General features: G+C 70.0%; 22 protein-coding genes. 7 read left to right on the top strand and 15 right to left on the bottom strand.

What is annotated here, in order from left to right; translation table 11 throughout:
• Positions 1–345 precede the first annotated feature (345 nt).
• From der to MBA17_RS04390, 13 genes are all read right to left on the bottom strand, one after another.
• Positions 346–1,728 (bottom strand): ribosome biogenesis GTPase Der, encoded by a 1,383-nt coding sequence (der, locus tag MBA17_RS04450; protein ID WP_455432695.1) that lies wholly within the window; start codon positions 1,726–1,728, stop codon positions 346–348.
• Positions 1,729–1,757: 29 nt separating this feature from the next.
• The gene (gene cmk / locus MBA17_RS04445; protein WP_238494921.1) at positions 1,758–2,414 is read right to left on the bottom strand and encodes a (d)CMP kinase; all 657 of its coding nucleotides are present in this window, start codon (positions 2,412–2,414) and stop codon (positions 1,758–1,760) included.
• A gap of 51 nt (positions 2,415–2,465) precedes the next feature.
• Positions 2,466–3,860 carry a carotenoid oxygenase family protein gene (locus tag MBA17_RS04440; RefSeq protein WP_238494920.1) on the bottom strand — a complete coding sequence of 465 codons (1,395 nt, stop codon included), beginning with the start codon at positions 3,858–3,860 and terminating at the stop codon, positions 2,466–2,468.
• Between the two features lie 12 nt (positions 3,861–3,872).
• The gene (locus MBA17_RS04435) at positions 3,873–4,481 is read right to left on the bottom strand and encodes a TetR/AcrR family transcriptional regulator (protein WP_238494919.1); all 609 of its coding nucleotides are present in this window, start codon (positions 4,479–4,481) and stop codon (positions 3,873–3,875) included.
• Positions 4,482–4,571: 90 nt separating this feature from the next.
• Positions 4,572–5,687 carry a prephenate dehydrogenase gene (locus MBA17_RS04430; RefSeq protein WP_238494918.1) on the bottom strand — a complete coding sequence of 372 codons (1,116 nt, stop codon included), beginning with the start codon at positions 5,685–5,687 and terminating at the stop codon, positions 4,572–4,574.
• A gap of 7 nt (positions 5,688–5,694) precedes the next feature.
• The gene (gene aroH / locus MBA17_RS04425; protein WP_238494917.1) at positions 5,695–6,054 is read right to left on the bottom strand and encodes a chorismate mutase; all 360 of its coding nucleotides are present in this window, start codon (positions 6,052–6,054) and stop codon (positions 5,695–5,697) included.
• A 93-nt stretch (positions 6,055–6,147) separates the two neighbouring features.
• On the bottom strand, positions 6,148–7,158 hold the full coding sequence (locus MBA17_RS04420) for a pseudouridine synthase (protein ID WP_238494916.1): 1,011 nt from the start codon (positions 7,156–7,158) through the stop codon (positions 6,148–6,150).
• A gap of 1,268 nt (positions 7,159–8,426) precedes the next feature.
• Complete coding sequence (gene scpB / locus MBA17_RS04415; RefSeq protein WP_238494915.1) at positions 8,427–8,978, bottom strand: SMC-Scp complex subunit ScpB; 552 nt, start codon at positions 8,976–8,978, stop codon at positions 8,427–8,429.
• Positions 8,971–9,795 (bottom strand): segregation and condensation protein A, encoded by an 825-nt coding sequence (locus tag MBA17_RS04410; RefSeq protein ID WP_238494914.1) that lies wholly within the window; start codon positions 9,793–9,795, stop codon positions 8,971–8,973. Before MBA17_RS04410 ends, scpB begins: the two co-directional genes overlap by 8 nt.
• A gap of 40 nt (positions 9,796–9,835) precedes the next feature.
• A complete protein-coding gene (locus MBA17_RS04405; RefSeq protein WP_238494913.1) occupies positions 9,836–10,783 on the bottom strand; it encodes a ParA family protein in 948 nt (315 codons plus the stop codon).
• A 102-nt stretch (positions 10,784–10,885) separates the two neighbouring features.
• On the bottom strand, positions 10,886–11,782 hold the full coding sequence (locus tag MBA17_RS04400; RefSeq protein WP_238494912.1) for a site-specific tyrosine recombinase XerD: 897 nt from the start codon (positions 11,780–11,782) through the stop codon (positions 10,886–10,888).
• A gap of 33 nt (positions 11,783–11,815) precedes the next feature.
• On the bottom strand, positions 11,816–12,445 hold the full coding sequence (locus MBA17_RS04395) for an NUDIX domain-containing protein (RefSeq protein WP_455432688.1): 630 nt from the start codon (positions 12,443–12,445) through the stop codon (positions 11,816–11,818).
• A gap of 60 nt (positions 12,446–12,505) precedes the next feature.
• Positions 12,506–14,176, bottom strand: a complete 1,671-nt coding sequence (locus MBA17_RS04390) for a CTP synthase (RefSeq protein WP_238494911.1) — start codon at positions 14,174–14,176, stop codon at positions 12,506–12,508.
• A 140-nt stretch (positions 14,177–14,316) separates the two neighbouring features.
• Here MBA17_RS04390 and MBA17_RS04385 point away from each other — a divergent pair, with 140 nt between their 5' ends.
• From MBA17_RS04385 to MBA17_RS04375, 3 genes are all read left to right on the top strand, one after another.
• Positions 14,317–14,991, top strand: a complete 675-nt coding sequence (locus MBA17_RS04385; protein WP_455432687.1) for an acyltransferase — start codon at positions 14,317–14,319, stop codon at positions 14,989–14,991.
• Positions 14,992–15,039: 48 nt separating this feature from the next.
• The gene (locus MBA17_RS04380) at positions 15,040–16,173 is read left to right on the top strand and encodes a nitronate monooxygenase (RefSeq protein ID WP_238494910.1); all 1,134 of its coding nucleotides are present in this window, start codon (positions 15,040–15,042) and stop codon (positions 16,171–16,173) included.
• Positions 16,174–16,239: 66 nt separating this feature from the next.
• Complete coding sequence (locus tag MBA17_RS04375; protein WP_238494909.1) at positions 16,240–16,836, top strand: DUF4126 domain-containing protein; 597 nt, start codon at positions 16,240–16,242, stop codon at positions 16,834–16,836.
• On the opposite strand, the gene MBA17_RS04370 is transcribed toward MBA17_RS04375, so the two are convergent.
• Complete coding sequence (locus tag MBA17_RS04370) at positions 16,833–17,663, bottom strand: class I SAM-dependent methyltransferase (RefSeq protein WP_238494908.1); 831 nt, start codon at positions 17,661–17,663, stop codon at positions 16,833–16,835. The two genes, MBA17_RS04375 and MBA17_RS04370, sit on opposite strands and share 4 nt — an antisense overlap.
• A gap of 91 nt (positions 17,664–17,754) precedes the next feature.
• Here MBA17_RS04370 and MBA17_RS04365 point away from each other — a divergent pair, with 91 nt between their 5' ends.
• Together MBA17_RS04365 and MBA17_RS04360 are read left to right on the top strand one after the other, a co-directional pair.
• The gene (locus MBA17_RS04365) at positions 17,755–18,336 is read left to right on the top strand and encodes a hypothetical protein (protein ID WP_238494907.1); all 582 of its coding nucleotides are present in this window, start codon (positions 17,755–17,757) and stop codon (positions 18,334–18,336) included.
• 63 nt (positions 18,337–18,399) lie between these two features.
• Complete coding sequence (locus MBA17_RS04360) at positions 18,400–18,969, top strand: Uma2 family endonuclease (RefSeq protein WP_238494906.1); 570 nt, start codon at positions 18,400–18,402, stop codon at positions 18,967–18,969.
• 209 nt (positions 18,970–19,178) lie between these two features.
• Here MBA17_RS04360 and uvrB read toward each other — a convergent pair whose 3' ends face one another.
• Positions 19,179–21,284 (bottom strand): excinuclease ABC subunit UvrB, encoded by a 2,106-nt coding sequence (gene uvrB, locus MBA17_RS04355; protein ID WP_238494905.1) that lies wholly within the window; start codon positions 21,282–21,284, stop codon positions 19,179–19,181.
• A gap of 186 nt (positions 21,285–21,470) precedes the next feature.
• On the opposite strand from uvrB, the gene MBA17_RS04350 reads away from it, so the two are divergent.
• Both MBA17_RS04350 and MBA17_RS04345 read left to right on the top strand, forming a co-directional pair.
• Complete coding sequence (locus tag MBA17_RS04350) at positions 21,471–23,123, top strand: SPFH domain-containing protein (RefSeq protein WP_238494904.1); 1,653 nt, start codon at positions 21,471–21,473, stop codon at positions 23,121–23,123.
• The gene (locus MBA17_RS04345; RefSeq protein WP_238494903.1) at positions 23,123–24,361 is read left to right on the top strand and encodes an SPFH domain-containing protein; all 1,239 of its coding nucleotides are present in this window, start codon (positions 23,123–23,125) and stop codon (positions 24,359–24,361) included. The genes MBA17_RS04350 and MBA17_RS04345 overlap by 1 nt, the downstream gene beginning before the upstream one ends.
• The last annotated feature ends 33 nt before the right edge of the window (positions 24,362–24,394 follow it).

The following is a 24,394-nucleotide window of genomic DNA, read 5'->3' as shown; positions in this document are numbered from 1 at the left end:
TCGGCGGTGAAGCCCCCTGAGGGCCGACGTCGGCGGCGGCGCCGATGCCGCCACGGTCAGGAAGGACTTCGCCGAGACCTGCGCCGAGTACGGCGGCAGGGTCCGCGACGGCCGTGTGCGACCGAAACGGTTCCATCATCGAAGGAGTCGTGGGCAGCGGTGATCAACTGGTGAGCGTCTACCTGGTCAACGCCACCGAACTCACTCCTGCCTTCGAAGCTGTTCTCGCCGCCGTCACGTGACCTCCGCGGCGATAGACCATCAGCGCCGCCGAAATGCCACGACATGCCTTCGCCACAGGTCACTCCGGGCACCACCCGGAGTGACCTGTGGCGAAGGGGCGGGTCACTTCTTCTTGACGGCTCGCTTCTCGCGGATCTTCATGTTGACCGCGATGGGAGAGCCGGCGAAACCGAACTCCTCGCGGATCCGGCGCTCGATGAAGCGGCGGTAGGTCTCCTCCAGGAAGCCCGAGGTGAAGAGGACGAACTTGGGGGGCTCCACCGATGCCTGGGTGGCGAAGAGGATCTTGGGCTGCTTGCCGCCGCGGACGGGCGGGGGAGTCCCCTGGACCAGCTCGGTGAGGAAGGCGTTGAGCCGGCCGGTGGAGACGCGGGAGGACCATGAGTCGATGGCCCGCTCGATCGCCGGGACCAGGCGGTCCATGTGCCGGCCCGTCTTGGCGGAGATGTTGACGCGCAGCGCCCACGGAACGCGGACCAGCTGGCGGTCGATCTCCTTCTCCAGGTAGTAGCGCCGGTCCTCGTCGACGAGGTCCCACTTGTTGAACGCGACCACCATGCAGCGGCCGGACTCGATCACCAGGGAGATGATCCGGAGATCCTGTTCGGTGAGGACATCGCTGGCGTCGATGAGCACGATGGCGACCTCAGAGCGCTCAAGTGCGGCCCTGGTGCGCATGCTGGCATAGAAGTCGGCGCCCTGGAGCTCACGGTCACGGCGCCTGATCCCCGCGGTGTCGATGAACCGCCAGGTCTTGCCGCCGAGCTCGATCAGCTCGTCCACCGGGTCGCGGGTGGTGCCCGCCATCGGATCGACGAGCACGCGCTCCTCACCGGCCAGCTTGTTGAGCAGCGAGGACTTGCCGACGTTGGGCTTCCCGACGAGGGCGACCCTGCGTGGGCCGCGCTCGGCGCCGAACCGCTGAGGCGGCGCGTCGGGCAGGGCGTCGAGGATGACGTCGAGCAGGTCACCGCTGGACCGGCCGTGCAGCGCGGAGACCGGCAGCGGTTCCCCGATGCCGAGCGCCCACAACGAGCTGGCCTCCAACTCCATTCGCTGGTCGTCGACCTTGTTGGCGGCCAGCACCACGGGCTTGCCCGAGCGGCGCAGGACGTCGGCGACGGCTTGGTCGGCGTCGGTCGCGCCGACGGTGGCGTCGACCACGAACAGGACCACGTCGGCGAGCTCGACCGCGACCTGCGCCTGCTCGGCGATGCGCAGCGCCATGCCGGTCGCCTCGTGGTCCCAGCCGCCGGTGTCGACCAGGGTGAAGGTGCGCCCCCGCCAGGTGCCCTCATAGGTCACCCGGTCGCGGGTCACGCCCGGAACGTCTTCCACGACCGCCTCCCGGCGGCCGATGATGCGGTTGACCAGCGTGGACTTGCCCACATTCGGCCTGCCCACGACGGCGACCACCGGCTGGGGTCCCGTATCGGCGGTCTCCTCGGCGGAGTCCACCTCCAGATCGGCGAGCTCGGCCTCGATCCAGCCGCTCTCGTCGTCGTACTCCCCCGTCACGTCGTTTCCTTTACCAGTCGCAGGACCTCGGCGATGACCTCGTCGAGGTTGAGCGCGGTGGTGTCGAGCTCGACGGCGTCTCCCGCCATCGCGAGGGGGTCGGCCTTCCGCGTCGAGTCCAGGGTGTCACGCCTGGCCATCGCGGTGCGCTGCGCCTCCACCGTGCTGCCGGCGAGCTCCGCCGTGCGCCGCTGGGCGCGGGCCTCGGCGCTCGCGGTCAGATAGATCTTCACCTGGGCGGCCGGGGCCACCACCGTGCCGATGTCGCGGCCCTCCACCACGATGTCGCCGGCGCCTATGACGGCACGCTGCTCGGCGACGAGGCGACTGCGCACCTCGGGGACGGCGCTGACGGCCGAGACCGCGGCGGTCACCTCGTGACTGCGGATCGGGCCTGCCACGTCGACTCCGCCGACGGCGATCGAGGGGGCGTCGGGGTCGGCGCCGATCTCCAGCACAGGCTCACCCGCCCTGGCCGCGATGGCCGACGGGGAACCGAGGTCGACTCCCTGCTGGAGCATCCACCAGGTGACCGCGCGGTACATGGCGCCCGTGTCGAGATAGCGCAGCCCGAGCGCCCGCGCGACGCCGCGCGAAGCGCTCGACTTGCCCGATCCCGAAGGACCGTCCATGGCGACGACCAGACCGGTCACGGCCACTCCCTCTGTATGCCTTTGTAGGCGCTCGACTGCTCCGAGACGAGGCTACCGGGGATTGTGACCAGTCGAGTCGGGGATGAAGCTGCCGTGGAACCCGAGCGGGATCCGCGCGGGCAGGTGCACCGTGGCGACGGGGTCGCCCGCGAAGTCCTGAGCGGAGAGGATCACCAGGTCGGCGGCACCACGCTCGGGGTCGTTCACGTACGTCATGACGTAGCCGTCGTCCTCCGCCCCGTCGGCGGCGGCGGGCACGAAGAGCGGCTCGCCCGCGTTGGCGCCGCGCGGGAAGAGGTGCGCCTCCTGGCCTCCCGTGCGCAGGTCGTGCTTGACCAGGGCCTCGGTGAACGCGGGGTCGGACAGGTCACCCAGGTCCCCGGCGCGGCGCGGCAGGAAGTCCGCGAGCGACCTGGTCGCGCTGGTGTAGCCGTAGCGGTGCGGCAGCGAGACGCGGCGTTCGTCGATCCGGGGGAACTCCTGGGGTCGGTCGTCGATCCGCGTCTGCTTCACCATGCCCGAGTGCAGGTCGAGGGTCCACCGGTCCAGTGCCGGCGGCCCGCCGCTGTCGAGCCTGGTGCCGACGAACAGGCTGTCGTAGCTGACCACATCGATGACCACCTGGTCGTCGAGTTCGTAGCCGTTCAGCGTGTGGAAGACCCAGCAGGGATCGACGTCGAACCAGCGGACGTCCTTGGCCTCGCCGTGGCGCGGCAACAGCCCGACCCGCGCGGGGTGCTCCTCGTTCCACGCGTACGGCAGGCGGACGCCGGATTCGAGGGCCGCCATGCTGAAGGTCACCGGCAGGTCGTAGATGACGACGTATTTCTCGGTGAGCGCGAAGTCGTGGATCATCGGGCTGTCCTGCATCGGGATGTTGACGGTCCGGGTGACCTTGCCCTCGGGGCTGATCACGACATGCTGGACGTATTCCCAGCCGTAGTAGTAGGCGATCGCGTGCAGCTCGCCCGTGCGCGGGTCGAGCTTGGAGTGGGCCGCGTAGCCGCCCGGCAGGGTGCCCCCGAAGTCGCAGCGCCCGACCGTCTCCAGCTCCTCGGTCAGCTCGTAGGCGGGCAGACCCGCCTCGATCAGCGCGATCGTACGGCCGGCATGCCCGATGACGTGGGTGTTGGCCGCGAAGTCGCGGTCGTCGAAATACGGGCCGGGGCGCGGCTCCTCGCCCAGAGCCGCGGCCACCTTGTCGGATCGCACCCACCGGTTGCGGTACCACTCCGCCTTGCCGTCACGCAGCCGGACGCCGTGGATCATGCCCTCGCCGAGGAACAGGTGCGGTTGCGGATGGTCGAGGTCGATCGGGTTGGGGCCGTTGCGCAGGTAGCGGCCGGACAGCTCCGGCGGCAGGGTGCCCGTGACGGGCAGGTCGAATGCGGTGATCTCCTCGGTCACCGGCGTGAATCCGCCGCTGAACGGGTTGTCGTCTGCCATGGCGCGGTCCTTTCAGGTCGGTGTGCTGTATGCGCTGATCAGGGCGTCGGCCATCTTCTCGAACCGCCGCTCCGCCTCGTCGTGGGTGAAGAATCCGGCGAGTTCGAGGCTGACGACGCCGTGTGCGGCGATCCACAACGTGTCGGCGATCTCCACCGCGTCGGCCTCGGCGAACAGCCCGGCTTTCAGGCACTCCTCGACGGCGGAAACCGGGACCGCGAAGGTCTCCCGGGCGTCCTGCCTGGCGGTGGGGCTCGGCTCGAAGCCGGGCACCACGCCCTCGAACATGATCCGGTAGTAGTGGGGCTCGGCCAGCGCGTAGGCGCGGTAGGCGCGGCCGATCGCCTCGAGGTAGGCGACGGGATCGGCGTCACGTCTCACTCCGCCCAGGGCCTGCCCGAACCGGGTGAAACCCTCCCGCCAGAGCTCCTCGACCAGCCCGTCCTTACCACCGAACAGGGTGTAGATGACCTTGGTGGAGCAGCCGACCGCCGAGGCGATCCGGCGGACGGTCAGTGCGGCCGGCCCTTCGGCGACCAGCAACTCGATCGCCGCGTCGCAGATCGCCGCTCTGACGGCGCCCTGACCCGCCTGCTGGGCCTGCTCGTATGCGGAGGACATTGCGGTAACACCGTTTTCAGTCGGTAACGCTGTTACCCCTTTTATAAACGACAGCGGGGTGGGTGTCAACCCACCCCGCCCCGCGAATCGTCACGGCACGTGCCACCCGTGGGCGCGCAGCGCCTCGGCGAGCGCGGTGGCGGCCTGCGGCTGCACGGACAACTCGGCCGCGCCCAGCGGCAACCCGGGCGCGTGCTCCAGCCGGACGTCCTCGATGTTGACCCCGGCCGCCTCCGCGACCTGGAACAACCTGGCCAGTTCGCCCGGCCGGTCACCGATGAGGACCTGCACCGAGACATAGGTCCTCGGCGGCCCGCCGTGCTTGCCCGGGATCCGGCCGGTCCCGGTCACACCGCGTTCGAGCAGGCCGGTCACCCATTCCATCCCGGGCCCGTCGTCCGCCGTGGCACGCAGCGCCGACGCCGTGGCCGCCAGATCGGCGGCCACCGCCTCCAGAACCTCAGCCACCGGCAACGCGTTGCCGGACAGGATCCCGGTCCACAACCCGGGGTCGCCCGCCGCGATCCTGGTCACATCGCGCACGCCTTGTCCCGCCAGGTTCAGTGCCGTCGCCGGCGCCTCCGCCAGTCGCGCCGCCACCGCCGACGCCGTGACGTGCGGAGCGTGCGACACGACCGCGACGGCCCTGTCGTGTTCTTCCGCGTCCACCCGGACGGCCTCGCCGCCGCAGAGCTTGATCAGCCCCAGCAGCGTCTCCACCGCCTCGGGCGAGGTGTCACCGGTCGGGCAGTACGCCCACGGGCGACCGAGGAACAGGTCGGCCCTGGCCGCCGCGGGCCCCGACCGCTCACGCCCCGCGAGCGGGTGCCCCGCGACGTAGCTGCCGAGGTCGCAGCCCAGCCGTACGGCCTGCGCGAGCGGCAGTGCCTTGACGCTCGCCACGTCGGTGTAGTGCCGCGCGGCTCCCTGGCCCTGCAGTTCGAGCAGCTGCTCGGCGACGTACCGCGGCGGCACCGCGATCACCGCGAGATCGGCGCTCGTCCCCGGCTGCCACTCGGTGCCCGCGCCCAGCTCACGCGCGAGCCGCAACGCCCGCGGGTCACGATCGGCCAGGTAGACCTGCACGTCGTGCTCGCGCAGGGCAAGGGCGACCGAGGTGCCGATCAGGCCGGTCCCGACCACCAGAACGCTTTGCACAGCGCTCACGAACGCCCCACCTCGTAGTCGATCGCGCAACACGGGCATGACGTGCTCACTGGGCGATGTCCACCCGGAGCGCCACCGCGCCCTGGAGGTACACGTGCTGGATCTCCTGGCGCGGCTTGTCGGTCTCCACGTGCGCCATCAGCCGCACCACGCGGGGCAGCGCGCCCGGCACGGCGATCTCCGAGGCGCAGATCAACGGCACATCGTGGAAACCGAGCTTGCGCGCCGCCAGCGCGGGGAACTCCGCGGTCAGGTCGGGCGTCGCCGTGAAGATCACACTGATGACGTCGTCGGTGGTGAGCTGATTTCGCTCCATCACCTCCGTCACCAGTTCGGTGACGCCCACCAGGATCGCCTCCTGGTCGTCCGCCTCCACCTGCGTCGCTCCACGGATCGCCCGCACCATGTCTCATCCCTTCCGGGCGGCGTCCCCGCCCCCTGCCCGGTTCGCGCATCGCCGAACCTCGTCGTGCCTCGATGTCAGGTCGGTGTCGAGAAGTTACAGTCCGACCGCGGCGTACAGCTCCCCGATCTCCTTCAGGGAGAGCGTGCGGACCGTACCCGTCTTGAGCCTTCCCATCTTGACCGGGCCGAACTCGATCCTGGCCAGGTCGATCACGGGATGGCCGACCTCCTCCAGCATCCGGCGGACGATGTGCTTGCGCCCCTCGTGCAGCACGACCTCGACGAGCGCCTGCTGCCCGTGCTCCTGAACGATCTTGAAGTCGTCGGCCTTGGCCAGGCCGTCCTCCAGATCGACGCCCTTCTTCATACGGCGGGCCAGATCACGCTCGATCGGCCCGGGCACCTTGGCCCAGTACTTCTTCTGCACGCCGTAGCTCGGGTGGGTGAGCCGGTTGGCGAGCTCGCCGTCATTGGTGAGCAGGATGAGACCCTCGGTCTCGGTGTCGAGCCTGCCCACGTGGAACAGGCGCTCGGCCTTGTCCGCGACGAAGTCGGCGAGCGACGGGCGGCCGTTCGGGTCGGACATGGTGCTGACCACGCCGATCGGCTTGTTGATCGCGAAGTAGACCAGGTCCGGGGCCGTCGGGATGCGCTTGCCGTTCACGTGGATGATCTGCTTGGCCGGGTCGACCCGGGCGCCGAACCTGCGCACCACCTGGCCGTCGACCGTGACCTTGCCGTCGCCGATCATCTCTTCGCACGTCCGGCGGCTCGCGACGCCCGCCTGCGCGAGGACCTTCTGCAGGCGCACGCCGTCCGGGACCTCGGTGGTGTCGCGTTCGTCGGTGTAACCCTCGGGGAAAAGATCGGGGTCGCGCAGGGGCTGCTTCGCGGTCTTGAACACATCGCCTGCGCGCCGCCGGTCTCCGCCGCGCTCGAACCCGGGACGTCCGCTCTTCGAACCGTCCTTGGCCGCGTAGCGCGTTCCGCCCCTGGCTCCGTCCCTCGCGGCGGGACGGCCCTTGGAGGCGTTGCGGTCACGACCGGAGTCACGGCCGTAACGGGTACGCGAACTGTCGCCGCCCGGGCGGCCGACCGTCTGCACGTCGTCCCGCCTGTCCCGGGACGGAGCGTCATCACGCCTGCCGAACGAACCACGCGGGGCGTCATCACGCTTGGGATACGAACCACGCGGGGCGTCATCACGCTTGGGATACGAACCACGCGGGGCGTCATCACGCTTGGGGTACGCACTGCGCGGCGCGTCATCACGCTTGGGGTACGCACTGCGCGGCGCATCGTCGCGCCTGGGGTACGCACTGCGCGGCGCGTCATCGCGCCTGGGGTACGCACTGCGCGGCGCATCGTCGCGCCTGGGGTACGCACTGCGCGGCGCGTCATCACGCCTGGGGTACGCACTGCGCGGCGCATCGTCGCGCCTGCCGTACGAACCGCGGGGGGCGTCGTCACGCGGGCCGGAGCCGGTGCGGTCGGGGCGGAACGCCGCGCGCTCGCTGTCGCCGTAGCGGGCGCGAGAAGGGCCCTGGTCGCGGGAGTCGCCGGGACGGCCGCGCGACCCGCTGGAGTCACGGGCGGCGTAGCCACGGGAGTCGGGACGGTAGGCGCCTGAACGGGCGCCGCCCTCGGGCCGGCCGTATCGCTCACGGGAACCGCCCCTGGAGTCACCACTGCGGGACGGGCCGGAGTCACGGTCGCGCCTGGTGTCGTCACGGAACGACCCGCCGTCACCCGAACCCCGGTAGGAACTCCGAGAGGGGGCGCCGGCGCTCCGCGAGTCGTCGCGACTCCCCCGGTAACCGTCGCGCGCGCTGCCGGAGGAACCACGGGAGTCGCCGCGCGAACCGCCGTAGGAGCCGCGGGAACCGTCACGCGACCCACCGCGGGCGTCGCGGGAACCCTGATATCCCTCGCGCGAACCGCCGGACGAACCACGGGAGGCACCACCGCGGGAGTCGCGGGAACCCTGGTAACCCTCGCGCGAACCACCGGACGAACCACGGGAGGCATCGCGCGAACCGCCGGAGGCACCACCGCGGGAGTCGCGGGAACCCTGGTAGCCACCGGACGAACCACGGGAAGCATCGCGCGAACCACCGGAGGAGCCGCGCGAGTCGTCGCGGGAACCCCGGTAACCACCACCGGAGCCACGGGAGTCATCCCGCGAACCACCGTAGGAGCCGCGCGTCCCACGGGCATCGTCGCGCTGGCCCTCGCCGGGGCGGCTGGGGCGGTCGCGGGAACCCCCGCGGTCGGCGCGGAAGGAACCGCGTCCGGTGCCGCCGCCTCGGGAGCCGCCACCGGCTCCGCCATGTCCTTGACCGCGTCCATCACCGGACGGGGTACGGCTGTCGTTCACTTGCTCTCCTCTAGGGATTCCACGTCGTCGGGCAGGAAGGGCGCCAGATCGGGGAGCTCGTCGAGATCCCTCAGGCCCATCCGCTCCAGGAAATAGGAAGATGTCCGGTAGAGCACGGCTTGGCTCTCCGGGTCGGTGCCGGCCTCTTCGACCAGGCCCCTGGCGACGAGGGTCCGCATGACCCCGTCGCTGTTGACGCCGCGGATCGCGGCGACCCTGGCGCGGCTCACCGGCTGGCGGTAGGCCACCACGGACAGGGTTTCCAGCGCGGCCTGGGTCAGCCGCGTCTGCTGGCCGTCGCGCACGAAGCGCTCGACGAGGGCCGCGCAGTCGGCCCGCGTGTAGTAACGCCAGCCTCCCGCGACCTCTCTGAGATCGAAACCCCGTCCGGCCGCGGTGTATTCCGCGGCCAGCTCGCGCAGGGCGGCGGCGATCTCCTGTGTGGGACGTTCGAGGACCTGGGCGAGGGTCACCTCGGCGACCGGCTCGTCGACGACGAGCAGGATCGCCTCAAGCGCCGAACGAAGAGTCGGGCCTGCCTCAGTCATCGGACGGCTCTTTCCCCATGCTCTCGTCGTAGTCGTCGGCCACGGAGACGTCTCCATCGTCGTCGCCGGTCCAGGTCACGTGCAGCTCTCCGAGCGCCTCGATCTGCTCGAAGGAGACGGCGGCCTCCCTGAAGAGCTCCAGAACGGCCAGGAAACGCGCGACGACCTCGAAAGGGCCCGCGCAGTCGGAGGTGAGGGCCCGGAACGTCGCCCGGCGCACCCGCCGCAGCCGCTCCACCAGGATAGCCGCTTGTTCGCGCACGCTGGCGAGCGGTTGGTAGATGTGCGCGACGGAGACGGACGGCGGGACCTTCGGCGTGAAGGCCCGCGCGGCGATCTTGGCGAGCTGTTCCGGGCCGATGCCGAGCACCAGCTCGGGCAGCAGCGAGGCGAACGCCGGCTCCATCGGCACGATCCTGGGGAAGCGCAGCGACTCGGCGGCCATCCGCCCCGAGAGGATCTTGGCGACCTCCTTGTACGCGCGGTACTGCAGGAGCCGGGCGAACAACAGGTCGCGGACCTCCAGCAGGGCGAGGTCCTCCTCGTCCTCGACCTCGCCCGAGGGCAGCAGGCGGGCCGCCTTGAGGTCGAGCAACGTGGCCGCGACGAGCAGGAAGTGGCTGGCCTGGTCGAGGTCCCATTCGGAGCCCCGGGCCCGGATAAAGGCGATGAACTCGTCGGTGACCTTGTGCAGCGACACCTCGGTGATGTCGAGCTTGTGCTTGGAGATCAGCCCCAGAAGCAGGTCGAAAGGGCCCTCGTAGACGTCCAGATGCACCTGGAACGCATCGGGCCGCCTGGTCTGCTCCTCGGTCACCCCGCCATTGTCCCCCGGACCGCCGCGTGTGGTGGGGCGATCACGCACCCGGCTCGGGCCACCGCGCGAGCACCTCGCGAGCGAGCTCGCGGTAGGCGCTGGCGCCGAGCGAGGAGGAGTCGAAGCTGGTGATGGGCTCGCCGGCGACGGTCGCGTCGGGGAACCGCACGGTGCGGTTGATCACCGTGTGGAAGACCTTCTCGTCGAACGCCTCGACGACCCGGGCGAGCACCTCGCGGCCGTGCAGGGTCCGCGCGTCGTACATGGTCGCGAGCAGGCCCTCAATGACCAGGTCCTCGTTGAGCCGCTCCTGCACCTTGGTGATGGTGTCCATCAGCAGCGCGACGCCGCGCAGCGCGAAGAACTCGCACTCAAGGGGCACCATGACGCCGTGCGCGCAGGTCAGCGCGTTGATCGTGAGCAGGCCGAGGGAGGGCTGGCAGTCGATCAGGCACACGTCGTACTCGGGCAGCAGGGGTTTGATCACCCTGCCGAGCACCTGCTCGCGCGCGACCTCGGTGACGAGCTGGACCTCGGCCGCCGACAGGTCGATGTTGCTGGGCAGCAGGTCCATGCCGTCGACGTTGGTCTTCAGCAGCACCTCGTCGGGCGAGACGCCGCGCTCCATGAGCAGGTTGTAGACGGTCATGTCGAGCTGCAGCGGATTGATGCCGAGCCCCACCGAGAGCGCGCCCTGCGGGTCGAAGTCGACCAGCAGCACCCGCAGCCCGCACTCCGCCAGAGCGGCGCCGAGGTTGATGGTGGTGGTGGTCTTGCCCACGCCGCCCTTCTGGTTGACCATCGCGACGATCCTGGCCGGTCCGTGCGAGGTGCGCGGGTGCGGCTCGGGGAACACGGGACGAGGGCGCCCAGTGGGGCCGAGGACACCTCCGGCGCGCGGCGCCGAGCTGGTCTTGGTGTCACCCCACGGATTCTGGGGGGTGCCGGGCGTCGTATCCCGGTTGGAACCGTCGGTGGTCACAGTCACCAGATGAACCTCCCTGACGGCCCCGAACCGGACCGTCCGCACGGACACTATGGCGTCAGCCGTTACGCGGCAAGGCGGCACGCCCGGCTACGCCCCGATTGGTCAGTGCCTGGCGCGGGGGTGCGCCGCGGCATATACCTCGCGAAGCCTGTCGACCGTGACCAAGGTGTACACCTGGGTGGTGGTCACCGAGGCGTGGCCGAGCAGCTCCTGAACCACCCTAACGTCCGCACCCCCATCCAGAAGGTGCGTAGCGAACGAATGCCGCAACATGTGTGGCGAAACACCCGCCAGCCCGGCGCGCTCGGCCGCCGCCTGGAGCACCTCCCAGGCGCCCTGCCGGGTCAGCCGTCCGCCCCGGGCGTTCAGGAACAGCGCGGACGTGCCCCGGCCGTGGGCCGACAGCAGCGGCCTGGCCCGCACGAGATAGGCGTCGAGCGCCTGCTTCGCGTAGCGCCCGACCGGCACCACGCGGGTGCGCCCGCCCTTGCCGCGCAGCCGGAGCTGGTCGGGCTCGGTGTCGTCGACCGCCAGGCCGACGGCCTCGGAGATCCGGGCGCCCGTGCCGTACAGGAGTTCGAGCAGCGCGCGGTTGCGCAGGGTGAGGGGCGCTCCCTCGGGGCCCGCGGCGGCGATGAGCCGCTCGACCTCCGCCACGCCGATCGCCTTGGGCAGCCGCCGGAGCTGACGCGGCGGCCGCACCTCGTGCGCGGGGTCGTGCCCCGCCGCGCCCTCGCGCAGGGCGAAACGGTGCAGCCCTCGTACGGCGGAGACCGCACGCGCGGCCGAACTGGCGACCAGCGCCTGGTGTTCCTCGTCGCCCTCGCGCAGGCACGCGAGGAACGCCACCACGTCGGGCTCGCCCACCTCGCGGAAGGTGTGACAACCGCGCACCTTCAAATGCTCGATGTAACGCCGCAGGTCACGGCGGTAGGAGGCGAGAGTGTTGGCCGCGAGGCCGCGCTCCACCGCCAGATGGGCGAGGTAACTGGAGAGCACCGTCTCCGTCTCGCTCAGCGCCTGTCCCCCCTGTCATGCCTCCGGAGCGTCAGCGGGCCGCAGCGAGGCGAACCCGTCGGCAGAAGCCGCGTATACCGCGAGGATACCGGCCACCGCCTGGGCATTGTGGATCATTCCCGCGAAGGCACGCCGTACCGCCTCAGCGAGGGGGATCCAGACCACCGGCATGTCGATCTCCTCGTGGCGGTGCACGAAGTCGAGCTCGCCCTCCGGGATCTCGCTGAGCCCTCTGGCCAGGAAGATCCGGGTGCGCTCGTCGGACATGCCGGGTGAGACGTGCAGGTCGAGCAGGAGGTCCCAGGTGTCCGCGCGATAACCCGCCTCCTCGGCGAGCTCCCGCTTGGCGCAGTCGAGCAGCGGCTCGCCGCGCACGTCGCGCAGCCCCGCGGGGACCTCCCACAGCATCGACCTGACGGGATGGCGGTACTGCCGGATGAGCAGGATCCGCCCGTCGTCACCGAGCGCGACGACGGCCACGGAGCCGGGGTGCACGACATAGTCGCGCTCGACCGGGTCTCCCTCCGGCATCCGCACCTCGTCGGTGCTCACCCGGAAGACGCGCAGCCGCAGCCGCTCCGCGGAGGAGACGACGTCCCACGCGCCCACGACGTCGCGGACCTCTTCACCGGCCTGCCGTGTCACCGTGACCTCCCCAAGATCTTCCGCACGCCACAACCCTAGCGATTCGCCGGGCGTCCCGGGCTACTTGCCGGTGCCCGCCTTGGCCGCGGCCGAACGGGAGTCGGCGTAGACGAGGGACGCGGCGACCAGGCCCTTGAACAGGGGATGCGGCCGGGTGGGGCGGGAGCGGAACTCCGGGTGAGCCTGGGTGCCGATGAAGAAGGGGTGCACGTCGCCCGGCAGCTCCGCGTACTCCACCAGGCGGGCGTCCGGCGACAGCCCGGAGAAGACCATGCCGACCTTCTCCAGGTGCTCGCGGTAGGGGTTGGCCACCTCGTAGCGGTGCCGGTGCCGCTCCTCGACCTTGGCCTTGCCGTACAGCCTGCGGGCGAGGGAGCCCTCGGTGAGGTTGGCGGGGTAGAGGCCGAGCCGCATCGTGCCGCCCATGTCGCGCTCGCCGGCCACGACGTCCTCCTGGTCGGCCATCGTGCTGATGACCGGGTGCTCGGTGTCGGGCACGAACTCGGCGCTGTTGGCGTCCGGGAGCCCGGCCAGCGAGCGCGCCGCCTCGATGATCATGCATTGCATGCCGAGGCAGAGTCCGAGCAGCGGGATGGTGTTCTCCCTGGCGTGCCGGATCGCGCCGACCTTGCCCTCGATGCCGCGCACGCCGAAGCCGCCGGGGACGAGCACGCCGTCGACGCCGTCCAGCTCGCGGGCGGCGCCCTCCTCGGTCTCGCAGTCGTCGCTCTTCACCCAGCGGATGTTGACCCGCACGTCGTTGGCGAACCCGCCCGCGCGCAGCGCCTCGGTGACGCTCAGGTAGGCGTCGGGGAGGTCGATGTACTTGCCGACGAGGGCGATCGTGACCTCCTTGGCCGGGCGGTGCACCCGGCGCAGGAGCTGGTCCCACTCCTTCCAGTCGACGTCGCGGAAGGGCAGGCCGAGCCGCCGCACCACGTAGGCGTCGAGCCCCTCGGAGTGCAGGACCTTCGGGATGTCGTAGATGCTGCTGGCGTCGACGGCGCTGACCACGGCGTCCTCGTCGACGTCGCACATCAGGCTGATCTTGCGCTTGAGGCTGGTGGTGATCGGCCGGTCCGAGCGGCACACGATCGCGTCGGGCTGGATGCCGATGCTGCGCAACGCCGCGACGCTGTGCTGGGTCGGCTTGGTCTTCAGCTCACCGCTCGGGCCGATGTACGGCAGCAGCGAGACGTGCAGGTAGAAGCAGTTGTCGCGGCCGACCTCGTGGCGCACCTGGCGTACAGCCTCCAGGAAGGGCAGCGACTCGATGTCGCCGACGGTCCCGCCGACCTCGGTGATGACCACGTCGACGTCGGGGCCGGCCATGCTCCGGATCCGGTCCTTGATCTCGTTGGTGATGTGCGGGATCACCTGGACGGTGTCGCCGAGATACTCGCCGCGGCGCTCCTTGGCGATGACGTTGGAGTAGACCTGCCCGGTCGTCACGTTGGCCGAGCCGTGCAGCTCGGTGTCGAGGAAGCGCTCGTAGTGCCCGACGTCGAGGTCGGTCTCCGCGCCGTCGTCCGTGACGAAGACCTCACCGTGCTGGAACGGGTTCATCGTCCCGGGGTCGACGTTGAGGTAGGGGTCGAGCTTCTGCATGGTGACCCGCAGGCCCCGAAGCTTCAGCAGGCGTCCGAGGCTGGAGGCCGTCAGTCCCTTACCGAGACTGGAGGCGACGCCGCCGGTGACGAACAGATGTTTGGTGTGTGCGGCGCTACGCAAGAAGGGCTCCCGTGGTCGCTGAATGTCCCTCGGCCCACCCGGTTTGGGGGGCCGCCCATGTCCACGGGCTCTCAGATTATCAAACAAGTGCCCGACCTGCCGTTTCGGTACGACATGACCTAGCAGTAACTTGGGCCGTTATGTCACTCCGTGATGTCGTACGGCGAGCCGCCGGCACCCTGATCCACCGCGGCTGGTCCGCGATCCGCTCCGCCGGGACGATCACACCGCTCAACCCGGCGGGATACCGCTTCCGGCGGCTGGGCGAGGGCACCTGCCTGGTCTTCCCGGTGGGCGCGATCTTCGGCGAGGAGTGGATCGAGATCGGCGAGCACACCCTGGTCGGGGAGCGGGTGTCGATCTCGGCCGGCATGAACCCCGGCCTCGATCTGGGCCCGCGTCCCATCGTCAGGATCGGCGACGGCTGCTCCATCGGCCGCGGCGGCCACATCGTGGGCCACCAGTCGATCGACATCGGAAACGACGTCTTCACCGGCCCGTACGTCTACATCACCGACCAGAACCACGTCTACGACGACCCGGAGATCCCCATCGGCCGGCAGTGGCCGCGTAACAGCCCGGTGACGATCGGCCCGGGCTCCTGGATCGGCACCGGGGCCATCATCCTGCCGGGCACCCGCCTCGGCCGCCAGACCGTCGTCGCGGGCGGGGCCGTCGTGCGCGGCGAGTTCCCCTCCCACTGCGTCCTGGCCGGCGTCCCCGCCAGGGTCATCCGGACCTTCGCCCCCGGCGAGGACGGGCTCCTCCCCCATCCCGGACCGGCGCTCCTCACCAACACCACCACCTCCGTCTGACCCGGGCCGATCTGGACCGAGCAAGGTTCGGAGAGTTACCGTCGCCGCATGCGGACCGCGATCTGTCAGCGCTTCGGAATCGACTTCCCCCTCTTCGCCTTCAGCCACTGCAGAGACGTCGTCGCGGCGGTGACCAACGCGGGCGGATTCGGCGTGCTGGGCGCCGTCGCATACTCCCCCGACCGGCTCGACACCGAGCTGAAGCGCCTGGACGAGCAGGTCGCCGGCCGGCCGTACGGCGTGGACGTGCTGGTGCCGCGCGCGATCAACGCGGGGGCGGACGGCCGGAGCGCACGCCTGGCCGACCAGATCCCCGAGCGGCACCGCGACTTCGTGGCCCACCTGTTCTCCAAGTACCGCGTGACCTCGGCCGAACCGCACCCCGGCTCGATGTCGGCGCAGGCGGACGAGTTCGCCCGCCGGGTCACCGCCGAAGGCGCGACCGACCTGATCGACGTGGCGCTGAAGCACCCCATCGGCCTGATCGCCAGCGCGCTCGGCCCGCCGCCGCCCGAGATGGTGGCCAAAGCCCGGCTCGCGGGGGTGCCGGTGGCCGCACTGGCCGGCACGGTCGAGCATGCGAGGCGGCAGGTCGCCGCCGGGGTGGACCTGATCGTGGCGCAGGGCCACGAGGCGGGCGGGCACACCGGGGAGATCTCCACCATGGTGCTGGTCCCCCAGGTGGCCGACGCGGTCGACGTGCCGGTGCTGGCCGCGGGCGGCATCGCCTCCGGCCGCCAGATGGCCGCCGCCATGGCGCTGGGCGCGGAGGGAGTGTGGTGCGGCTCGGTCTGGCTGACCACCGAGGAGGCGGAGACCGCGCCCTGGGTCAAGACCAAGATGCTCGCCGCCACCTCCCTCGACACCACCCGCTCGAGCTGCAGAACCGGCAAACCGGCCCGCCAGCTCCGCTCCGCCTGGACCGAGGAGTGGGACGAGGCCACCGAGAGCCCCGGCCCGCTCCAGATGCCGCTCCAGATGCTCCTCGCCGAAAGCGCCCTGGCCCGCATCGGCCGCGCCGCCGAGGCGGGCAATCCCGGCGCCAGGGAACTCGCCGGCTACTTCGTCGGCCAGGTGGTCGGCCAGATGAACCAGGTCAAACCGGCCGGCCAGGTCGTCTACGACATCATCGCCGAATTCGCCGACGCCACCGACCGTCTGCGCCGCCTCACCGACGGCTGACCATCGGGGTAGGGTGCGGTTGGCGCACCGCCCGCGCGGGCGGCCGGGGGCGCGCGGGGAGGTGAGATGCTGGCGACGCTGACCGGTCTCGGCCTGTCCACCGCGGCCGGGCTCAACGCCTACATCCCGCTGCTGGTGGTCGGCATCCTCGCCAACCTCACCGACAGGGTGCGCCTGCCCGAGGGCTACGACTGGCTGTCCGACGGCTGGGTCCTCGCCATCATCGCGGTCCTGCTCGCCGCCGAGGTCGTGCTCGACAAGGTCCCGGTCGTCGACCACGTCAACGACCTCATCCAGACCGCCGTACGGCCGGCCTCGGGCGGCGTGGTCTTCAGCGCCACCGCCGCGGCCGCCGAGCTCGACGGCTCGACCTGGATGACCGCGAACCCCTGGGTGAGCTGGGTGCTGGGCATCGGCCTCGCCCTCGCCGTGCACCTGATGAAGTCGGCCACGCGCCCGGTGGTGAACGCCACGACCGCCGGGGTCGGCGCTCCCGTCGCGAGCACCGTGGAAGACGCGGGCTCACTCGCGATGAGCCTGATCGCGATCTTCCTGCCCGTCCTGGTCATCCTCGCCCTCGCCGTGCTGGCCGCATTCGCGTGGTGGGCGTTCAGGAAGGTACGGCGCCGCGGGCCGAACCGCCGCCTCCCGCCATCCGGTTAGGCGCCGGGCGTCCCCGCCTCCCCCACCTGCCCGCTCCTGCTCGCGATCGTCACGAGGTGGCCGCTGACGCCGAGCAGCGTCGGCTCCAGTTCCACCCTGCGCAGGGCGTCCAGCAGCAGCCGTCGCATCTCCGGCTCGTCGAGCCAGGCGTTCACGTCATCCATCAGCCAGAACGCCCCCTCCACCCCGAACCTGCGGGCGCCGGGCAACCCGGCCGCCTCGAACTCCCCGACGATCTCGTCCGCGTCGTGGAAGTAGGCGGTGGTGAAGCCCATGTCCGGCCGGCCGTCGAAGCCGCCGTCGCCCGCCGCGCCGAGCACGATCGCCCGGATCTCCGGCCGGGCGTACTGCCCCTTCTTGACCATGTCGTGCAGCGCCGCGAACCTGCTGATCGTCGCCGCCGCGACGACGCCTCCCGGCCGTACGGCACGCGCGGCCTCCGCCAGAGCGCGCACCCGGTCGGCGCGGTCGCGCAGATGGTAGAGCGGGCCGAGCAGCAGCGCCACGTCGTAGGCGCCCGGTTCCGCCCCCAGGTCACGGGCGTCCCCCTCCCGCGCGGTGACGCCGGGGATGGCGGCCGCCTGCCGTACGTGCAGCGGGACGGGGTCGACGAGTTCCACCTGGTAGCCGTCGGCGGCCAGCCACTCGGCGTGCACGCCGCTGCCTCCGCCGATGTCGAGTATCCGGGCGGGGGGCGGGGGCAGATGGCGGCGCAGCACGTCCTGGGTGCGCCAGAACTCCAGCCGGTTCCGGCCCGTTCGCAGCCGGCCGTCCTCCTCACCACGCGTGTAGTAGGCGGCAATCTCGGGAGCGATGTGATCGTTCATTCGTTAACGGTGCCAGGCGGATATGCTCGTAGGCATCTGGTTTTCCAGCGGGAGGTGGCCCCCGATCGACACGTTCATCACGATCATCCTGGTGATATTCCTGATACTCCTGATCTTGGGCGGCGTCGGGATCTACTTCGCGGTCAAGCTCGGCAAGGCCGCCGCCCGTAAGGCGCGGACCGCCTCGACCCGGATCGCCTCCCACGTCAATGCGATGGGCACCGGCGAGGCCGCCGACGTGGAGCGGATGCGAGTCGACCTGCGCCGCGAGGTCACGCTGACCCGTCAGGCTGTCGACTCGGCGCTGCGCCAGGGCTGGAGCCTCGGCGAACTGCCCGCCCTCGTCAAGGAGGTGGGCGAGCACGCCGACGTGCTGGACACGCAACTCGGCCTGTACGCGCAGCAGCGCCGCATGTCGGGCTTCGTCGATCACGTCACGCTCGACCGGCTCCGCGACCACCACGCCAAGCTCGCCACCACCTGCGCCAGGATCCGCGCCGACCTGCTCGACAACCAGGTCGGCCACGCGGCCACCGGCATCAGCGACGTGCACGGCCGGGCCGAGATCGAACTGGAGGCCCGGCGCGGCGTCCCCGATCCGCTGGACGAGATCGACGAGCTGTATCGCCGCACCCTCGAACACCCCGTCAACCCACCGAAAGACCCAGCCTGACGACTACGGTACGTGACATGATGAATCCGTAACGGGCGCATGGAAGGAGGTCCTCCGGATAACATGGCACTCCCCGAATGGTTCTACCCGGGCCCTTCCGGCGGCTGGACCGCCGACATGCTCGATCACCTCCCCCCCGACGCGCCTCCGCACGTCGAGCTGATCGACGGGTCGCTCATCATGACGTCGCCGCAGACCGGCTTTCACATGCTTATGCTCCGGCTTCTCGAGAAGCGAATCATTCCCCCGGACGGCCTTGTCGTAGCCCGGGAGATGACGGTGACTCTCGACATGAGGCAACGTCCCGAGCCCGACATTCTCGTGGTCGATGAGGCGGCATTCAGCGAGCATGGCACCTCGTTCAAGCCTCAGGACGTTCGTCTCGTCGTCGAGGTCGTGTCCGCGGAGTCGAGAGAGCGCGACCGCGCCACAAAGCCGATCAAATACTCCAATGCCGGAATCAAGTTTCTCTGGTGCATCGAGCGGGAAGATCTGGGTCCGGTCGTCTACACCTACGAGCTGGATCCGGCGGTGAAGGCCTACGTCCCCACCGGAATCCACCGGAAGCGTCTCCAGACGTACGTCGGATTCGACGTGGACATCGACCTCGACCTGTCCACCGTCATCCGCTGACGTTCGCCTTCGATGACCCTGCTGAGGCGAGGTCGTCGAAGGTAACACCCGCACCGCACGCGCGGCCCCAGCAGGGTTTCGGCGCCGACCAAAGCGAGCAAATCACGCCGCACCGCACGCGCGCGGCCCCAGCAGGGTTTCGGCGCCGACCAAAGCGAGCAGGTCACGCGGCGCCGCACGCGCGCGGCCCTAACCGCACGCGCGCGGCCCTAGCTGACGCCGGCTTCGCGCATGTCGCGGAGCTCGCGTTTGAGCTCCTTGATCTCATCGCGGAGGCGGGCGGCGACCTCGAACTGGAGGTCGGCCGCGGACTGGTGCATCTGGTCGGTGAGGGATTCGATCAACGACTCCAGCTGGGTGCGGGGCATCTCGCCCACGATGGCTTTGGCGTGCTGGCCGGTGTGCTTGGCCAGGCCGGGGACGGGCGCCTTGCCGCGGCTCTGACTGCGGCCGCCGCCGAGGAGCTGGTCGGTGTCCGCGTCCTCGCGGGAGAGCTGGTCGAGGATGTCGGCGATCTTCTTCCGCAGCGGCTGCGGGTCGAGGCCGCGCTCCTCGTTGTAGGCGACCTGCTTGGCGCGGCGGCGGTTGGTCTCCTCGATGGCACGCTGCATGGAGGGGGTGACGGTGTCCGCGTACATGTGGACCTGACCGGAGACGTTTCGCGCGGCGCGGCCGATGGTCTGGATGAGGGAGGTGTCCGAGCGCAGGAAACCCTCCTTGTCGGCGTCGAGGATGCTGACCAGGGAGACCTCCGGGAGGTCGAGACCCTCGCGGAGCAGGTTGATGCCGACCAGCACGTCGAACTCACCCAGCCGCAGCTCGCGCAGCAACTCGATGCGGCGCAGGGTGTCGACCTCGCTGTGCAGGTAGCGGACCCGGATGCCGAGCTCCAGCAGATAATCGGTGAGGTCTTCCGACATCTTCTTGGTGAGCGTGGTGACCAGGACCCGCTCGTCCTTGTCGGTGCGCGTCCGGATCTCGTGGACCAGGTCGTCGATCTGACCCTTGGTCTGCTTGACGATCACCTCGGGGTCGACCAGCCCGGTGGGGCGGATCACCTGCTCGACCACGTCGCCCTTGACGCGCCCCAGCTCGTAGGAGCCCGGGGTGGCCGAGAGGTAGACGGTCTGGTCGATGCGGTCCAGGAACTCCTCCCACTTCAGCGGGCGGTTGTCCATCGCGGACGGCAACCTGAAACCGTGCTCGACCAGGGTGCGCTTGCGGGAGGCGTCGCCTTCGTACATCGCGCCGATCTGGGGCACCGACTGGTGCGACTCGTCGAGGACCAGCAGGAAGTCTTCGGGGAAGTAGTCGAGCAGCGTGTTGGGGGCGGTGGCGGGGCCACGGCCGTCGATGTGGCGGGAGTAGTTCTCGATGCCGGAGCAGGTGCCGATCTGCCGCATCATCTCGATGTCGTAGGTGGTGCGCATGCGCAGCCGCTGCGCCTCCAGCAGTTTCCCCTGCTGCTCCAGCTCCGCGAGCCGGGCGGTCAGCTCCTGCTCGATGCCGCCGATCGCCCGCTCCATCCGCTCCGGGCCCGCGACGTAGTGGGACGCGGGGAAGATGTAGAGCTCGTCGTCCTCCGTGATCACTTCGCCGGTCAGCGGGTGCAGCGTCGCGAGCTTCTCGATCTCGTCGCCGAACATCTCGATCCGGACGGCCAGCTCTTCGTACTGCGGGATGATCTCGATCGTGTCGCCCCGCACCCGGAACGTGCCGCGGGTGAAGGCGAGGTCGTTGCGCGCGTACTGCATCTCGACCAGGCGGCGGAGGAGCTGGTCGCGCTCCATCTCCTGGCCGACCCTGAGCCTGACCATCCGGTCGACGTATTCCTGAGGGGTGCCCAGGCCGTAGATGCACGACACCGAGGCCACCACGATCGTGTCGCGGCGGGTCAGCAGGGAGTTGGTGGCCGAGTGACGGAGCCGCTCGACCTCCTCGTTGATCGAGGAGTCCTTCTCGATGTAGGTGTCGCTCTGCGGGACGTACGCCTCGGGCTGGTAGTAGTCGTAGTAGGAGACGAAGTATTCGACGGCGTTGTTGGGCATCATCTCGCGCAGCTCGTTGGCGAACTGCGCGGCCAGGGTCTTGTTGGGCTGCATGACGAGGGTGGGCCGCTGGAGCCGCTCGATGAGCCAGGCGATCGTGGCCGTCTTGCCGGTGCCCGTCGCGCCGAGCAGGACGTTGTCCTTCACTCCCGACGTGACGCGGCGCTCCAGCTCGGCTATCGCCTGCGGCTGGTCACCGGATGGTGTCATCTCGGTGACGACCTCGAACGGTGCCACCCTGCGCTGCAAATCTGTTACCGGCCTCACACGCCCAACTGTAGGCGGCGCCTCCGACAGAAACGGCCGCCGCCTGCACGGCGACGTCAATCGCCCTTCAACCGGATCGCAACCGGGATCCCCTTGACTTGCGATCACGCGAGTGTGCAGGTCACTACGAGCCGTGATATATCCAGCTTTCCAAGCTTTTAGGGTTCAACACCGGAGGTGTTATGGATGTCCCGACCACGACAGGCGGTCATCGAACAGGCGAGGGGCGTAGCCCAGGCGGTCGCCGGCGGAGGTGACCTGCGGGGCGCGGTCGGGCAGGCCGTCGGCAGCCTCGCCGGGCAGATACCCGGCGAGAAGGGGACCGGCTTCCAGCTCAACGCGCACGACTTCCTCGCCGCCCGCGAGCAGGGCACCTCGATCGGCACGCACATCGAGGCCCGTTCCGCCTCGCTGAACGAGGCCGGCGAGATCATCAACCGCAGTTTCACCGGGAAGGGACCGGACGGCGAGGCCGTCCACGTCATCTCCCCCGTCGTCATCCCGAAGAGCGGCGCCGCCAAGCTGATCATTCCGCTGGTGGTCCTCGTGGCGCTCGGCCTGGTCGGCCTGATCGCCACCGGACTGGAGAGCACCCGGGTGCTCTTCGGCCCGCACTACTGGATCGTGCTGGTGCTCGCCGCGGGGTTCCTGTGGTGGCGGCGCAGCGTGGTCATGGTGCCCGAGGGCTGCCGCGCGCTGATCACCAAGTTCGGCAAGCTCGTGCAGGTCGCCGAGCCCGGGCGGGTGACGCTGTTCAACCCCTGGAAGCGGGTCAGCTACATCGTCAACACCACCCGCGAGTATCCCTTCAACGCCCCGATCAGCGAGGCCCCCACCCAGCAGGGCGTCAAGGCGAGCGTCGACCTGTTCCTGCAGTTCCGGATCGAGGACCCGGCCGAGTTCATCTTCGTGCTCGGCTCGGTCAGCGGCTTCCAGGCCAAACTGCAGAACGCGATCAGCGAGGTCACCAGGAGCCTGATCTACGCCCAGCGCGCCGAGGACATCTACGACCTGGTGGGCGAGAGCACGATCGGCATGCTGGACAGTCTCAACCAGCAGTTCCTGCCCGCCGTACGGCTGACCGACGTGAACATCACGCACGCGGAGCCCACCAGCCAGGAGTACCGCATGGACCTGGCGGCGCCCGAGATGGTGCGGGTGGCCAAGGAGGCGTACACCTATGAGTACGAGCTCCAGTTGCGCAAGGAGCAGAACGAGGGCGACCTGACCAAGGAGCTGGCGGGACTGCAGGAGACCTTGTCGGCCATCCACGCCGAGATCGCTGGATACCAGGCCCAGATGGACACCGCGCTGGAGCGCGCGTCGCACCAGGCGAAGGCTCAGGCCGGCCAGCGGCTGGTGGAGGCGGAGAGCACGGCCAAGGCCAACTCCGCGCTGCTGGAGGCGCAGGCGCTGGACATCAGGGCGCTGTCGGCCGCCGAGGCCCCGGAGATCCTCGACTACCGGTTCCAGACCGATCTGCTCGACAAGCTGGAGAGCGTGGCGTCCCGCATGCCACAGGTCGTCCAGGTGGGCGACAGCGGTGACCTCGACTTCCTCGACCTGGCTCAGCAGCTCATCGGCGGCCGTGGCGCCGTCTTGTTCTCCAGCGAGGACATGACCGCGATCCGGTCCCGGATGGGAGAGATCCAGCGCCGCGTCTCCGGACGCGAGGACGAGATCTCCCGCCTGCTGGCCACCGCCGCCGACGTACGGCAGGGCGTGACCGACGGCGTCGTGCCGCCCCCGGCCGTGACGGGTCCCGCCGCGAGCGGGAGTGTCGTGCCGAGCTTCGCGGTGGCCGACGTCACCGCCCACGCCCCGGCCGAGGAGGCCTGATGAACCGCGAGTTCTCCAAGATCAAAGAGTCGCTGGCCTCCTGGTCCGAGATCCGTCAGTTGTTGCGCGGCGGCGAGCAGGGCCAGCTCGTGCCCGTGGTCATCCCCAAGGACCGGCGCGGGTTCGCCTGGGTGGCGCTCCTGTTCCTGGCGATCCACCTCGCCGGGACGGCGGCGCTGGCCGAGGGGATCCTGACCGTGGCGGCCGGAATCGGCGCGGCGTTCTTCCTCGTCGTCGCGCTGGTCTGGTTGTGGCGCCGCGCGATCATCGAGATCGAGCAGGGCACCACCGGCGTACGCAGCAGGTGGGGCGCGATCACCGGCACGCTCGACCCCGGCCGCCACTACCTCTGGCTGCCCTGGGACCGGGTGGACGCGGTCGTGGACACCTCGACGGAGATCCCCTACACCGCGCCGATCACCGCCTGCCCCACCGCCGAGAGCGTGCCGCTGAAGTCGATCGAGTTCTTCCTGAAGTTCCGCATCGTCGACCCGGTCGCCTTCGTGCGGACCATCGGCGCCGGCAACTTCGACCTGGTGCTGTCCAGCGCGGTGCAGGACGCGATCCGCCAGCGCAGCCGCCGGGTGCAGACCGAACGCGCCTACGACCTGCGCGGCTCCGACGTGGGCGACATGCAGGAGTCGCTGAACCGCCAGCTCGGCAGGTACGGCGTGCGCGTCACCGGCTCCAACATCCCCGACGTGCAACTCCCCGACCAGTACCAGCAGCACCTGTCGACCAGGGAGAAGGTCGCCAAGGAACTCGCCGCCTACGAGCGGGAGTGGGAGCTGACCAGGAAGCGCAGGATCGACACCCTGCTGATGGAGATCGAGCGCTCCAAGAAGACCCGCGACGCCCGGATCGTCGAGGTCAAGGCCGCGCACAACACCGCGCGCAAGGACGTGGCGCGGATGCTGGAGGAGCACGAGACTCAGGCCCAGCGCGTCAAGTGGGAGATCGAGGCCCGCGGCCGCGCCGAGCTGACCTCGGCGGAGAACGAGGGCAAGGCCCTGCGCCGCCTGTCCGACTCCTACCGTGACAACCGCGCGGTGCTCCAGTACGAGCTGGCGCGTCGCCGCCTCGACGTCGGCGCCAAGCTCACCGAGAACGCCCCGCAGCCCATCGTGGTGCGCACCCCCGCGGGTTCGGGTGACTCCTCCGCCCTGTCCACGCTGTTGCTCGCCCAGCTTCTGCCGAAGCTCGCCGCGGGGAACGGACAGCCGCAGATTCCCAGTTAACCAATCATCTGTCCAACCATCCCCTGGAGACGC

The organism is Dolomitihabitans soli, from assembly GCF_022213955.1.
In the GTDB taxonomy this organism is placed as follows: domain Bacteria; phylum Actinomycetota; class Actinomycetes; order Streptosporangiales; family Streptosporangiaceae; genus Streptosporangium_A; species Streptosporangium_A soli.
This window is presented reverse-complemented; position numbering and strand designations above follow the sequence as displayed.